This window comes from Lactococcus hircilactis (assembly GCF_009601015.1).
Classification (GTDB): Bacteria; Bacillota; Bacilli; order Lactobacillales; family Streptococcaceae; genus Lactococcus; species Lactococcus hircilactis.
The window spans coordinates 24,918-39,873 of the sequence record NZ_WITJ01000012.1; the positions used below are offsets into that span (position 1 = coordinate 24,918).

A 14,956-nucleotide genomic window follows, 5' to 3' on the forward strand; every position below is an offset into this window, starting at 1 on the left:
TGATGATGCTTAAAAGACAATGAACTTCATGAGAGAAATGAAAGTAATTTTAATAGGATTAAAATAAAACCCTTTCATAGTTACTATTTTACACGTTTTAAAAATAAAAGCAACCATAAATAAGACAAAACGACTTGATTTGTCTTATTTATCTGCATTAATACTCAAAAAAATTCATTTTAAATAGAAGAAAATATAGAAAAAATAACCAGATATTAGACTTATCTGAGAATTTAGATTATAATAGAAAATCGAGAACAATAAAGGAGACATAATGACTTTAACAAAAGAATTTACACAAAAGTTATATGATAATTTTGCAGAAAATACAAAATATCGTGCAGTAGAAAATGCAGCAACAAAAAATGGGTTGCTTAACGCGCTTGAATCTCGAGAATCACACGCAGCAAATTTACCAGAATTTTCAATTGATTTAACAAAAGATCCCGTTTCTAATCAAAAACAATCTGGACGTTGCTGGATGTTTGCCGCGCTCAATACTTTCCGACACAAAACGATTGCTGATTTTAAGTTGGACAAATTTGAATTCTCGCAAGCCTATACTTTCTTTTGGGATAAATATGAAAAATCAAATTGGTTTTTTGAACAACTTTTAGCAAATCCAGAAATGGATAGTGAACGGTTGCGCTTCTTGCTCCAAACCCCTCAAGGGGATGGTGGACAATGGGATATGATTGTTGCGATTTTCCAAAAATACGGCGTTGTCCCTAAATCAATCTATCCAGAATCGGTTGCATCCTCAGCAAGTCATGAGTTAGATCAGTATCTGAATAAACTTTTGCGTCAAGACGCACAGTTGTTACTTGAAGCAGCTAAAGCGAATCAAGATACAACCGCGCTTCGTGAAACATTATTGAGTGAAATTTTCAATTACCTTGCAGCAACGTTAGGTCTTCCACCACAAAAATTTGATTTTGCCATTAGAGATAAAGACGGTCAAAACTTGACGAAATTCTCAGGAACTCCTCAAGAATTTTATGATCAATTTGTTGGTGTAGATCTTGATGAATACGTTTCAGTAATCAATGCGCCTACAAAAGATAAACCTTTCAATCAAAGTTACACCGTAGAATTTTTAGGAAATGTCGTTGGAAGCAAAGCTGTGAAACACTTGAATGTTGATATGGATCGATTTAAAAAATTAGCGATTGCACAAATGCAACAAGGTGAAACGGTTTGGTTTGGATGTGATGTTGGACAGGTTTCAAATCGTAAAGCAGGATTATTGACACTTGATGCTTATGATTTTGAAACAGCGCTTGATATCAAGTTTACACAAGATAAAGCTTCACGACTCGATTATGCAGAGAGCTTAATGACGCACGCGATGGTTCTGACGGGTGTTGATTTAGATGATGCTGGTCAATCTAAAAAGTGGAAAATTGAAAATTCTTGGGGAAAAGACGCAGGTGAATTTGATGGTTATTTTGTCGCATCAGATGAATGGATGGATGAATTTACTTATCAAATCGTTGTGCGTAAAGAATTTCTTACCTCACAAGAATTGCAAGCTTATGAAGCAAAACCTAAAGTCCTTCTTCCATGGGATCCGATGGGCGCTTTAGCAATCTAAAACAGTAAAATCAAGTAGCTGATACTTGGTTTTTTGTATTGCATCATCAATTACATAATTTAAATCGCTCATTACATAATTTTTTTGTTTTTTTCTTGCTTCATCTCCATCATTTTTGAAGAAAATTTGATATAATAAGCACATGGAAAATACGGATATTATCTACGGTGTGCATGCCGTTACAGAGGCATTACAATCAGCAAAAGTAAACAAACTTTACATAGAGGAAAATCTTCGAGGAAAAAATGTTGATCACATTAAAATTTTAGCACGTGAAAAAAAAGTGAGTCTCTCGTGGACACCAAAGGCAGAATTGAATAAAATGTCAGAAAATGGAGTACATCAGGGAGTTGTGGCACGGGTCGCTGCGTTTTCATATGCTGACTTGGATGAACAATTAAATCAGCTTAAAGAAAAAACAAATGCAACCCTCCTCATTTTAGATGAATTGACAGATCCTCATAATTTGGGATCCATTGCAAGAACTGCGGATGCAACAGGTGTTGATGCAATTATTATTCCAAAACATCGCTCTGTAGGAATTACACCAGTTGCAGTAAAGGCAAGTACTGGAGCGCTTCAACATGTCCCAGTGATTCGAGTGACGAACCTTTCTCAAGCATTGACCAAGCTAAAAGCAGCCAATTTTTGGATTTTTGGGACAGATATGGATGGAACGCCTTATGATCAATGGAATACCAACGGTAATGTCGCATTAATCATTGGAAATGAAGGAAAAGGAATTGCACTTAATCTTAAAAAGCAAGTGGATGAAATGATCACGATTCCGATGGTCGGACATGTTCAAAGTCTAAACGCTTCTGTCGCTGCAAGTGTTTTAATGTATGAAGTATTTAGAAATCGCTCAAAATAAGTCAAAAACTTGAAAAGGAATAAAAAATGACGTTTAAAATTTTAACAGATTCAACTTCCGATCTTGAATTAAGTTTTACAAAAGCGCATGAGATTCAAGTTCTTGATTTGACTGTCACTGTTGGAAATCAAGTTTATACAACATTTGGTGAGGGAAGTTTAAAACCAGATGAACTATTACAGATGATGCAAAGCGGGCAAAGTGTGCAGACATCACAAATTAATTCAGGAGTATTTGCTGATACGTTCAAAAAATATGCTGAAAAATCAGAAGATGTATTGTACATTGGCTTTTCATCAGGTTTATCTGGAACATTTCAATCGGCTGTTATTGGACGTGAGATGGTTCTTGAAACTTTTCCAGATGCAAAAATTATTTTAGTGGATAGTTTAGCAGCGGCTTCTGGCGAGGGTATTTTGGTAGAACAAGCAGTTCTTTTGAGAGATGAAGGGCTCCAGATTGATCAAGTTGCAATGCTGATTGAGACTTTGAAAATGAGAGTGAGCAGTCAGTTTATGGTTGAGGATTTAAATCATTTGGCAAGAGGTGGAAGAATCCCAAAAGCTGCTGCGTTAGTAGGTACAATGGCCAATATCAAGCCGCTTTTAGATGTTGATGCGAAGGGGAAATTAAGACAAGTCTCGAAAGTTCGTGGGAAGAAAAAGGCAATCAAACACTTGATTGATCAGACGATGAGTGCTCTTGATTTACAGTATCCTAAAATTGTAATTGGCTATTCTGGAGAAATCGGGACAGCGCTCGAGATAAAAACGCAAATTCTTGAAAATTCATCTGTTCAGGAAGTTGAGATTCGTCCAATTGGATCAACCATCGTGACGCACACAGGAAAAAATACACTGGCTATTTTCTCTATTTCACAAAAAGTTAGAAAATAATCTAAAAAAATTACAAAAAATCACAGTTCTACTATTGTTTTACTGTGATTTTGTGTTAAAATAGATAATGGGCGTGATTAGGTAAAACTTATCATACGCCCACTTAAATAACGATAAAAATGAATTGTGATGGACGAGGAAAGGAGTCACTTTTATGGCCAAAAGTGGACTTTACACAGGCGTTGATATTGGTACAAATACGATTAAAGTATTGGTTGCTGAATACGTCTCAGATGAAATGAATATAATCGGTGTTGGAAACGCCAAAAGTGATGGGTTGAAAAACGGCATCATTGTTGATATAGAAAAAGTTTCTCAAGCGTTGGTGAAAGCTGTTCACGCAGCAGAAGAACGAGCTGGAATTACGATTGATCACATCAATGTCAGTATTCCTGCGAATCAACTTGAAATGGAACCTTGTCAAGGCATGGTTCCAATCATTGGAGAAACGAAGGAAATTACGGACAACGATGTATTGCAAGTTGTTCAAAACGCATTGATGCGTGGAATTGTTCCTGAACGTGAAATTATTAGTGTTGAAACAACAGAGTTTACAGTGGATGGTTTCCAAGGTATTTCAGATCCACGTGGCATGTTTGGTGTGCGTTTAGAGATGCGTGGATTGATTTATACTGGTCCAAAAACATTAATTCACAATATCAGAAAAGTAGTTGAGCGTTCTGGACTCACTGTTGATAATATCGTGATTGCACCTCTTGCGATGTCGCGCTATGTACTCTCAGAAGGTGAACGTGAATTTGGCACAATTGTGATTGATCTTGGGGCAGGACAAACTACTGTCAGTGGGGTTAAAGAACAAAAATTAGTGTTTACACATACCAGCCCTGAAGGCGGAGAGTATGTAACGAAAGATATTTCGACAGTATTGAATACCTCATTGTCAGCTGCAGAAGATTTGAAAGTGAATTATGGGGAAGCAAGTACTGAGCGTGCTAGTCAAGAAGAATATTTCTTGGTGGATGTTGTCGGTAAAACAGAACCAGAGCAAATCACCGAATTTTATCTTTCTCAAATCATTGAAGCACGGTTGAGTCAGATTTTTGATGGGGTCAGAAAAGACATTGAACGGCATCAAAATTTTGATGCACCTGGTGGTGTTGTCCTTCTTGGTGGTGCGGCTGCGATGCCGGGTGTTGTAGATCTTGCAACTCGGATGCTTAACTTAAATGCTCGACTTTTTGTTCCTGCTGAGATGGGGCTTAGAAATCCTGCATTTGCACAAGTGATTAGTGTGATTGATTTTGTAGGAAATCGAAGCGATATTGATGTTTTAGTTTCACATGCAATTAGCGGGGATTACAGCTATGTTGTTTCTGAACCTACAGAATCTTTTGTAACCCCAGTTATTCAAATGCCTGCGTCTCAAAATGGAGGAGCGCCAACAGAACAACAGCCTGCTGAAACGAATTTTTATCAAGCCCCTGTTGTTACTAAAACGCCAGAACCTGAAGAGGAAAAAGAAGGTGTTGTTGATCGTATCAAAAATATGTTTGGCAACTTATTTGACTAATCACACAGAAAACGGAGAATTAAATAATGGAATTTTCATTTGATACAGACTTGACACAAGGTGCTGTCATTAAAGTTATCGGTGTCGGCGGTGGAGGAGGAAACGCCATCAATCGGATGATTGAAGAAGGTGTTTCAGGTGTTGAATTTATCGCGGCAAATACAGATGTTCAAGCATTGCGTAGCTCAAAAGCAGATACAGTGATTCAACTTGGACCAAAATTAACTCGTGGGCTTGGAGCTGGTGCACAGCCAGAAGTAGGACAACGTGCTGCTGAAGAATCTGCAGAAACGATTTCACAAGCGCTCGAAGGTTCGGATATGATTTTCATTACTGCTGGAATGGGCGGTGGAACAGGAACTGGTGCGGCACCAATCATTGCACAAATTGCTAAAGAATTGGGAGCATTAACGGTTGCTGTTGTGACGCGTCCATTTGGTTTTGAAGGATCAAAACGGTCTTATTTTGCTACTGAGGGAATTGAAGAATTACGTGCGAATGTTGATACTTTGTTGATCATTTCAAATAATAACTTGCTTGAAATCGTAGATAAGAAAACACCTTTGACAGAAGCTTTACGTGAAGCTGATAATGTTTTAAGACAAGGCGTTCAAGGAGTTACAGATTTAATTACGAATCCTGGAATGATTAATCTTGATTTTGCGGATGTGAAAACAGTGATGGCAAATAAAGGGGATGCATTGATGGGAATCGGTGTTGCGACTGGTGAAGACCGTGTCATGGAAGCAACACGTAAAGCAATCTACAGTCCCTTGCTTGAAACAACAATTGAAGGTGCTGAAAATGTGCTTTTGAATGTGACTGGTGGTATGGACATGAGCTTGACAGAAGCTCAAGATGCTTCTGAAATTGTAATTTCAGCAGCTGGAAATGATGTTAATATTTTACTTGGAACATCTCTTGATCCAAACATGAAGGATGAAATTCGTGTGACTGTTGTTGCAACAGGTGTTTCTAAAGAAGAAGTTGAAGCGGTATTTAATCCATCTTCCCGTAAAGAAGATACAAACCGTCGTCAAAACTTTGTTCATAACACAAATTTGACACATACTCCAGTGAGTCGTTCTTCTCAAGCAGCGACATCAAATCATGCTCAAAATCAAAATAATAATGCTGCAAACTCTGCTTTTGGGGATTGGGATTTGCGTCGTGAAGTTTCTCCACGCCAATCGGTTAATAACACTAATAATCATGAGGCTTCTAACGTTACAAGTTTTAATGGCGTTCCAAACTCTGAGGATGATTTAGATACACCGCCTTTCTTTCGTAAACGTTAAATGACAATTGAAGAAAATACTAAACATATCATGATGAAGGTAGATGCGGCTAAAGCTGTGTCTCCTTATCCTAATCAAGAGGTTACGGTTCTTGCGGTCACAAAATATGTGGATGCTAATTTGGCACGCGAAGTTGTGGAAAGCGGAATTTCAAATATTGCTGAAAATCGAGTAGAATTATTTTTAGATAAATATCGTAAACTAAAGGATTTTGACATTACTTGGCATTTGATTGGTAATTTACAGCGTCGAAAAGTGAAAGAAGTAATCAACTTGGTTGATTACTTTCATGCTTTAGACTCGTTGAAGCTTGCTCAAGAAATTGAAAAGCGGGCGGAACATAAAATCAAATGTTTCTTAGAAGTGAATATTTCTGGCGAAGAAAGTAAACATGGTTTTTCTATTCGTGCGCTGGATCAAATTCTTTTAGAGTTTGCTCAATTTTCTAAAATTGAGATTGTTGGTTTAATGACCATGGCTCCTTTTGAAGCTGATGAAAAAGAATGTGCTCAGATTTTTCATGATTTGAAAGCATTGCAAATGAAGATTTCTGAAATGAAAATCCCAAATGTGTCCTGTACAGAATTAAGTATGGGAATGAGTAGAGATTATCAAGTGGCGATTCAAGAAGGGGCTACATTTGTTCGAATTGGTCATGAATTCTTTCGTGGCATCGCATGAAACGCGCATTGAACGGTTGCTTTTTAGTGAAAACGTTCAAGATTGAAATGAAAAAACACGATTCACTTCTATATTTTAAAATTTGTTCTTAAAATGAATCATTATTGATGGTAAGTTTTGGAAATTAATGTTAAAGTGATGATATTAAACTAAGTTAGGAACTGGAGGAAATAATGGCCTTTAAAGATTGGGTAAATAATCTACGTGATTATTTTGTAGAGGAAGATGAAACATTTGATGAAACGCCTCGTCCTGTGCAAAAACCAAAACCAGTAGTTGTCCCTACGCCATCAAATTCAGCAGTTGAAGAAAAAGTGAGACCTGCGGTGACGACACAAACTCGTGATCCTCAACGTCAAACTTCAAGACCTCAAGTGCAACAAAGAGTACAAACATCAAATCGTCCTTTTGTGGCACCAAAAGAAAAAACGTTAGAAAAGAACTCAATGAATCAGACAACAACAGTGCAACAACAAGTTTCAGCAGCAATTTCTACAATTGCAATTAAAGAACCGCGTGCGTATGCCGATATCATGGAAGCCGCTCGCATTATAAAAAATGGAGAGTCGGTTCTTGTGAATTTTAAATATATGGGAGATAATCAAGCGCGCCGTTCGATTGATTTTATGACGGGCGTTGCTTTCACGATTGATGGGGATATTCAAAATGTTGGGGGTCAAATTTTCTTGATGACGCCAGCACATATCACTGTTGACGCTGCTAAAGAAATGTCTGTTTTAGCAGGGAAAAATTTTGAAAGCTATGATTTATATTGATGATGACCATTTCAACGTTAGGTTTTATTGCAAATTTCATTAACATTTTATTTATTCTGATGAATATTTATAGTTGGATTTTGGTGGCTTATGCTTTAATGAGCTGGGTGCCTCAAATTCAAACAAGTAGTATTGGACGCATTTTGACACGGGTGGCACGCCCTTATTTGAGTTTGTTTGATCGCTTGCCATTGCGGATTGCGGGACTTGATTTATCTGTTCTTGTGGCATTGATTTCGCTTCAGGTGATTGAACAATTTATTCGGATTGTGTTTAATATGCTGGTGCGTTCGATGTGATGAGTCATGAAGATATTTATCAGCATTTTAAAGCTGATGAGCGCCAGTTTATTGAGCGGTGTTTGGATTGGCTGATGCAAGTTGATGATCAGTACAGTGTGATCAGTACGTATTTTTTGAATCCTAGAGAAGCTTTAATTTTAAAGCAGCTGATTGGAAATCGAGACATTCAGTGCTTTTCGACGGGTGAGCTTGCTCTGTCAGAGCTGACAAAAATTATTTTGGCTCCGTCATTTTATATTTTGGATGTTGCGGATTTTGATTTGGCGTTGCTTGAAATTCAGTTTGCGCATCACTATAATCAACTGAGCCATGCGCAAGTCTTGGGGGCGTTGCTTCATCAAACGGGCGTAAAACGTCAGGAGATTGGAGATATTGTCATTACTGACAAAACGGTCCAAGTGTTTGTCAGTCGTCACTTGATTGATGTTTTTGAAAGCATTGACAAAATTGCTCGTGTTGCGGTAAAAATCAAAGCTATTGAGCTGTCAGCGCTGACAAAAAGTAATCAAGAGGCCACAAAAGAAGTGATTCTTGTGGAAACTGCGCGCATTGATAAAATAATTGCAGCTTCTTTTAAAGTTTCTCGCAATCTTGCTGCGAATATGGTAGAATCAAAGAAGGTAAAAGTAAATTACCTCGAAATTGAAAAAAGAAATGGTGTTGTTAGAAGTGGGGATTTGATCAGTGTCCGTGGATATGGTCGGATTCGGATTTCGGATTTTTTAGGTGAAACTAAAAAAGGAAAGCAACGCGTTTCTGTGGAAATTCTAAAAAATAGAAAATAATTTAGAAATAAATGAGAATGGCTTGAGGTTGATTTTCGATTGTAAAATGAACGCTTGAGCTAAAGGAGGAGTGATGACATTAAATAGTCTTGACGTCCAAAACAAAACATTTAATCCACAATGGCGTGGATTTAATAAGCACGAAGTGGATGAATTTTTGGATATCGTTGTACGTGATTACGACGATTTTGCACAAACATTGAAAGATCAAGAGCGTGAGTTGAAATCTTTGCGTGAACGCGTGAAATATTTTGATGAGATGAAAGATTCGTTAAATAAATCCATTGTTGTTGCTCAAGATGCGGCGGATAATTTGCGTGCGCAAGCGCAAAAAGAAGCAGATGGAATGATTGGTGAGGCAGCAACGCGAAGTCAGATGACTGTTGCTGAAGCATCAACAAAAAGTCAAGCCATCATTGATGCTGCAAAAAAAGAAGCCAGCTATATTTTGAATTCAGCGGCTGATGATGCGCGTGAATTAGTACGAAATACGGATGATTTGAAGCGCCAAATGCGGATTTATCATCAACGGATGTCTTCAATGATTGAAACACAAATGGCTTCTATTTCGTCAGATGAATGGGAAGAAGTCATCAAACCAACGTCAAATGATTATTTGATTAATCCTGAAGAAAAACTTCAAGAAATCATTGAAGCAACGAATCAAGAGACAGTGGAAATTAAAACACCGCTGGAAACTGAACCAAAAGCGGCGATAGGTGATGATGAAGCTGAAATCACTTCTGAAATTCAAGCAACGTCAAATGAGATGGAAAATCCAGTTGATGGTGAAGAACAAAAGCTTGAAAATGAAGCACCATCAGTAGATACGCCAGAAGATGTGGAAAATGAAACGCTCGAAGCAGACGTTGCGCCAGCAATTGAAACACCTGAAGTCATTTATCCCGAACTTGAAGAAAATCCAGGTTCTGTTGAAAATACGGTGAATGAAGCGCTTGAAAAAAGTCAAGATCATGAAACACAAAACTAAATGAAAATCAAACCAACAGCGATAATTTATATTTCAAGCAAGCAGATGAGGATGGAAGATCTGTAATCCCTATTTTGTCGCTTATCAGTTGATTTTGATCCAGAATGGATTTGTTTTTGGACTGAAATGAAGTAAGTCCAAACGTGTCACAGACGTTACCTGTTTTGAGTTTTCTGTCAGTACTGACAGAAAAAATAAAGGTGGTACCACGGCTTTTCGTCCTTTTTCGAAAGTCGTTTTTTTGTATGAAAAATAAGTTTTCCACTGTGAATAAATTTTGTCAGCGCTGACAGAACTTATTCACAGTGGAAAAAGTGAGAATACTCCGTGGAGGAAAAAAATGAAAATTAAAGATACGTTGAATCTTGGAAAAACAGCATTTCCAATGCGCGCAGGTCTGCCCAATAAAGAACCAGTGTGGCAAAAAAATTGGGACGATGCAGATTTGTATGGAAAACGCCAAGCATTGAATGAAGGAAAACCTTCGTACATGCTTCATGATGGACCGCCCTATGCGAATGGAAATATTCACATTGGACATTCATTGAATAAAGTGTCAAAAGATATTATTGTGCGTTATAAATCCATGTCTGGCTTTCGTGCGCCATATGTTCCAGGCTGGGATACGCATGGTTTACCAATCGAGCAACAACTGGCTAAAGCTGGATTAAAGCGCAAAGAGATGGATCGTGGTGCGTATTTGGAAGCCTGCCGAGAATATGCACTTTCCCAAGTGGATAAACAGCGTGCAGACTTTAAAACGCTTGGTGTTTTGGGCGATTGGGAACATCCTTATTTGACACTTTTGCCTGAATTTGAAGCACAAGAAATTCGTGTTTTTGGTAAAATGGCTGAAAAAGGCTATATCTATAAGGGAGCAAAGCCAATCTATTGGTCTCCTTCTTCAGAAAGTTCACTTGCTGAAGCTGAAATCGAATATCATGATGTGAAGTCTCCTTCTTTATATGTGGCGTTTAAGGCTGCAGATACAAAAGGTAAATTGCCAGAAGATACAGAGTTTGTCATCTGGACTACGACAGTGTGGACGTTCCCATCTAATCGCGGAATTTTTGTCCATCCTGATTTTACTTATGTTTTAGTTGCTGTTGGAAAACGCAAGTTCTTAGTGGCACAAGATTTGGTTTCAGATGTGGCAGAAAAATTGGGTTGGGAAGATTTTGAAATCGTACAATCGATCAAAGGAAGTGAGATGGATCGGATGACGGCACATCATCCTTTTTATGATCGTGAATCATTAGTGATGGTAGGGGACTATGTTTCAACTGATTCTGGGACAGGATTGGTTCATAGCTCACCAAATCATGGGGAAGATGATTATTTCTATTCTCGTGCGTATCAATTGCCTGTGATTGAGGATTTAGATGAACAAGGGCGATTCAATGAAAACGCTCCAGGACTTGAAGGAATGTTTTATGAAGCCGCGATTCCAACGATCCAAGGGTGGTTAGAAGAAAATGATCGTTTGCTTTCGATCACTTATTTCACACACGCGTATCCACACGATTGGAGAACAAAAAAACCTGTGGTTTATCGTGCAACACCACAATGGTTTGCGTCTATTGATAAATTCCGCCATGCGATTATGGATGAAGTAGAGCGTGTGGATTGGATTGTCACTTGGGGAAAAACCCGACTTTACAATATGGTGCGCGATCGCGGTGATTGGGTTATTTCGCGTCAACGGGCGTGGGGCGTGCCGTTACCGATCTTTTATGGAGAAGATGGAAGCCCAATCATTACTCCTGAAACAACAGAACATGTTGCACAACTTTTTGAAAAATATGGTTCAGGCTATTGGTTTACACATGAAGCAAGTGAGTTACTTCCTGAAGGATTTACACATCCGAGTGCGCCAAACGGTATTTTTACAAAAGAACAAGACATCATGGACGTGTGGTTTGATTCAGGATCTTCATGGAATGGTGTTTTGAATACGCGCTCAGAGTTGACTTATCCAGCCGATCTCTATTTGGAAGGTTCTGATCAATACCGTGGATGGTTTAATTCATCCATCACTACATCTGTCGCCGTTAATGGGATTGCTCCTTATAAAGCGGTTCTTTCACAAGGATTTGTGTTGGACGGCAAAGGGATGAAAATGTCTAAATCATTGGGCAATACAATTCTTCCAGCGGATGTTACGAAAAAATTTGGTGCAGACATTCTTCGCCTGTGGGTCGCTTCTGTGGATTATGAAAATGACGTTCGAGTGTCCATGGATATTTTAGGTCAAGTTGCAGATACTTATCGTAAAATCAGAAATACCCTGCGTTTTTTGATTGCGAACACAGCAGATTTTTCTGTCAGTACTGACAGCATTGATTTTGCAGAACTTGTGGGCTCTGACAAGTACATGTTAGTCAAATTTAATGAACTGATTGCCTCGGTGAAAAAAAGCTACGACGCGTACAGTTTCATGACTGTTTATAAAGAAATTGTGAATTTCTTAACGAATGATTTGTCTGCATTTTACCTTGATTTTGCAAAAGATGTGGTTTATATTGAGGCTAAAAATTCGGCATCACGTCGCGGGATGCAAACAGTGATGTATCGAATGTTAGTTGATTTGGTCAAAATGCTTGTGCCAATCTTACCGCACACCGCAGAAGAAGTGTGGACCTATCTTGAATCAGAAAAAGAACCTTTTGCCTATCTGTCAGAAATGCCAGACGCGATTGATTACGCAGGATCAAGCGAACTTTTGGAGAATTGGACAGCGTTCTTTGATTTTAGAACGAAAGTCCTCAAAGCGCTCGAAGAAGCACGTGAAGCAAAATTAATCGGAAAATCATTTGAAGCAAAAGTGACCATTTATCCAAACGAAGTAACGCGCGCTTTACTTCATTCGTTGGACGAAAATTTAGCGAAGTTATTGATTGTGTCAGAGCTTAGTATCTCAGAAGATCCAGCGCCAGAAACAGCGAGCGTCTTTAATGACTGCGCAATCCTTGTAGAACACGCCCAAGGTGAAGTATGTGAGCGATGCCGCAGAACAGATGCTACTGTTGGAACACACGAAAATGAATTCCTCAAGATGCTTTGTAATCACTGTGCACAGATCGTTGAATCAGAATTTCCATCTGTTTTGACAGACGGATTTGATGCATAATACAATCAAAATGCTGTCAGTACTGACAGCATTTTTTGGAATAAAAAAACCTGCTAAAAGCAGGAATTATAGTGCTGGAAGTACCATTGCAATAACGGTGAAGAGTGTCAAAATGAGCATGACGATCACGACAACGAATACAATTTTTTGAAAAGTACTTTTGGGTTGTTTTTTATAAGCCATAATTTCCTCAATCATTTTTTCTTTCAATTGTAACAAGAAAAAATATAAAATTCAAATGTTAAATGATTTGGATTGAGATTCTTATTTTTGTTCGTTTTCTTGAGCAATTCCTTTTTGATCAGCATCTGCAGCTAAAAATTTGGCAAATGGATCTTCGATTTTATCGCTCGTTTTCGTCGTTTTATCGACTGTATTAAGCACGTCAACATTGGATACGCCAAGTGTATCCATCATTTTATCAAAATCATCTCTTTTTCTAAACGTTAATCCCATGATTTTACCTCATTCTTTCTTGAACATCAGTCATGAAATAATCATATCATTTTTAGGAAATGACTACAAGAAAAGAGTAATGCGCTTGCATAACTATTCATTTATGAGGAGGATAAAAAAAGAAAGTAAAAGAAAAATGAGATTTTCCCAAAAAAAAGAGATGAAAAGGGCTGATAAAACTTGCTTTTTTCACAGTTTTTCGTTATAATTGTCAAGAACGGTAGATTGTGGGGACACAGCCTGCCTATTAAAAACTATTTTTTCTAAAAGGAGACATTTTTAAAAATGGCTAAAGCTGTATACGATCGTAGTAAACCACACGTTAACATTGGTACTATTGGACACGTTGACCACGGTAAAACTACTTTGACTGCTGCAATTACTAAAGTTCTTGCTGAAAAATATCCTTCTGCAACGAACGTTGTTAAAGACTATGCATCTATCGATGCTGCTCCAGAAGAACGCGAACGTGGAATCACCATCAACACTGCTCACGTTGAATACGAAACTCCAGCACGTCACTACGCTCACATTGATGCGCCAGGTCACGCGGACTACGTTAAAAACATGATCACTGGTGCTGCCCAAATGGACGGAGCAATCCTCGTTGTTGCTGCTACTGATGGACCAATGCCACAAACACGTGAACACATCTTGCTTTCACGTCAAGTTGGTGTTAAATACCTCATCGTTTTCCTTAACAAGGCTGACCTCGTTGATGATGATGAATTGATGGAACTCGTTGAAATGGAAGTTCGTGATCTTTTGAGCGAATACGACTTTGACGGCGACAATATTCCATTTGTACAAGGTTCAGCACTTGGTGCATTGAACGGCGAACAAAAATATGTTGATGCGATTCTTGAACTCATGAATATCGTTGATACTTACATCCCAACTCCAGAACGTGACCTTGACAAACCATTGCTTCTTCCAGTCGAAGACGTATTCTCAATCACTGGTCGTGGTACTGTTGCTTCAGGACGTATCGAACGTGGTGTTGTTGAAGTGGGTAACGAAATCGAAATCGTCGGAATCAAAGAAGAAACTAAAAAAGCAGTTGTTACTGGTGTTGAAATGTTCCGTAAAACATTGACACGTGGTGAAGCCGGCGATAACGTTGGTGTGCTTTTACGTGGTGTCCTTCGTGACGAAATCGAACGTGGTCAAGTTATTGCTAAACCAGGTTCAATCACTCCACACACACAATTCGAAGGTGAAGTTTACGTATTGAGCAAAGAAGAAGGCGGACGTCACACTCCATTCTTCGACAACTATCGTCCTCAATTCTACTTCCACACAACTGACGTTACTGGTTCAATCAAACTTCCAGAAGGAACTGAAATGGTAATGCCTGGTGATAATGTCCACATCGAAGTTGACCTTATCCACCCAGTTGCGATCGAAGAAGGAACAACATTCTCTATCCGTGAAGGTGGACGTACTGTTGGTTCAGGTATGGTTGCATCAATCGATAAATAAGTCGAATAAATGAAAAGCTGTCAGCACTGACAGCTTTTTTTTACGAAAATAGCATCATTGTCAGTACTGACAACGATGCAAATTAAAAACAAAGGACTTCTTTTTAATTAAAAAAAGCAAGTCCTTTTTAGTTTTCAAGCAAAATGACCTCTGTCAGCAC

Annotated in this window: 14 protein-coding genes; 12 read left to right on the forward strand and 2 right to left on the reverse strand. The window is 38.4% G+C overall.

Translation table 11 applies throughout. The features are described 5' to 3' along the window. Positions 1-274: 274 nt before the first annotated feature. The 11 genes from pepC (at position 275) to ileS (ending at position 12,858) form a co-directional block, all read left to right on the forward strand. Positions 275-1,594 carry an aminopeptidase C gene (gene pepC, locus GHI93_RS09085; RefSeq protein WP_153496741.1) on the forward strand — a complete coding sequence of 440 codons (1,320 nt, stop codon included), beginning with the start codon at positions 275-277 and terminating at the stop codon, positions 1,592-1,594. A gap of 142 nt (positions 1,595-1,736) precedes the next feature. Next, positions 1,737-2,468, forward strand: coding sequence for a 23S rRNA (guanosine(2251)-2'-O)-methyltransferase RlmB (gene rlmB / locus GHI93_RS09090; RefSeq protein ID WP_153496742.1), 732 nt, complete (start codon positions 1,737-1,739; stop codon positions 2,466-2,468). Between the two features lie 26 nt (positions 2,469-2,494). After that, positions 2,495-3,364 (forward strand): DegV family protein, encoded by an 870-nt coding sequence (locus tag GHI93_RS09095; RefSeq protein WP_153496743.1) that lies wholly within the window; start codon positions 2,495-2,497, stop codon positions 3,362-3,364. Between the two features lie 154 nt (positions 3,365-3,518). Beyond that, positions 3,519-4,895: a cell division protein FtsA gene (ftsA, locus tag GHI93_RS09100; protein ID WP_153496744.1), complete on the forward strand. Its 1,377-nt coding sequence runs from the start codon at positions 3,519-3,521 to the stop codon at positions 4,893-4,895. A gap of 26 nt (positions 4,896-4,921) precedes the next feature. Next, on the forward strand, positions 4,922-6,193 hold the full coding sequence (gene ftsZ, locus GHI93_RS09105) for a cell division protein FtsZ (RefSeq protein ID WP_153496745.1): 1,272 nt from the start codon (positions 4,922-4,924) through the stop codon (positions 6,191-6,193). After that, entirely contained in the window at positions 6,194-6,874 is a 681-nt protein-coding gene (locus GHI93_RS09110; protein WP_153496746.1) for a YggS family pyridoxal phosphate-dependent enzyme, read from the forward strand. Between the two features lie 173 nt (positions 6,875-7,047). After that, on the forward strand, positions 7,048-7,650 hold the full coding sequence (locus GHI93_RS09115) for a cell division protein SepF (protein WP_153496747.1): 603 nt from the start codon (positions 7,048-7,050) through the stop codon (positions 7,648-7,650). Then, on the forward strand, positions 7,650-7,949 hold the full coding sequence (locus GHI93_RS09120; RefSeq protein WP_246177071.1) for a YggT family protein: 300 nt from the start codon (positions 7,650-7,652) through the stop codon (positions 7,947-7,949). The genes GHI93_RS09115 and GHI93_RS09120 overlap by 1 nt, the downstream gene beginning before the upstream one ends. Continuing rightward, positions 7,949-8,737 (forward strand): YlmH family RNA-binding protein, encoded by a 789-nt coding sequence (locus GHI93_RS09125; protein WP_153496748.1) that lies wholly within the window; start codon positions 7,949-7,951, stop codon positions 8,735-8,737. Before GHI93_RS09120 ends, GHI93_RS09125 begins: the two co-directional genes overlap by 1 nt. Before the next feature lie 73 nt (positions 8,738-8,810). Next, positions 8,811-9,728, forward strand: a complete 918-nt coding sequence (locus tag GHI93_RS09130; protein ID WP_153496749.1) for a DivIVA domain-containing protein — start codon at positions 8,811-8,813, stop codon at positions 9,726-9,728. Positions 9,729-10,068: 340 nt separating this feature from the next. After that, positions 10,069-12,858 (forward strand): isoleucine--tRNA ligase, encoded by a 2,790-nt coding sequence (ileS, locus tag GHI93_RS09135; RefSeq protein ID WP_153496750.1) that lies wholly within the window; start codon positions 10,069-10,071, stop codon positions 12,856-12,858. A gap of 66 nt (positions 12,859-12,924) precedes the next feature. Here the strand turns inward: ileS and GHI93_RS09140 are convergent, their stop codons facing one another. Further along, positions 12,925-13,041, reverse strand: a complete 117-nt coding sequence (locus GHI93_RS09140; protein ID WP_153496822.1) for a DUF4044 domain-containing protein — start codon at positions 13,039-13,041, stop codon at positions 12,925-12,927. Between the two features lie 81 nt (positions 13,042-13,122). Next, positions 13,123-13,314 carry an SPJ_0845 family protein gene (locus GHI93_RS09145; RefSeq protein WP_153496751.1) on the reverse strand — a complete coding sequence of 64 codons (192 nt, stop codon included), beginning with the start codon at positions 13,312-13,314 and terminating at the stop codon, positions 13,123-13,125. Between the two features lie 285 nt (positions 13,315-13,599). On the opposite strand from GHI93_RS09145, the gene tuf reads away from it, so the two are divergent. Next, positions 13,600-14,796 carry an elongation factor Tu gene (gene tuf / locus GHI93_RS09150; protein ID WP_153496752.1) on the forward strand — a complete coding sequence of 399 codons (1,197 nt, stop codon included), beginning with the start codon at positions 13,600-13,602 and terminating at the stop codon, positions 14,794-14,796. Positions 14,797-14,956: the final 160 nt, after the last annotated feature.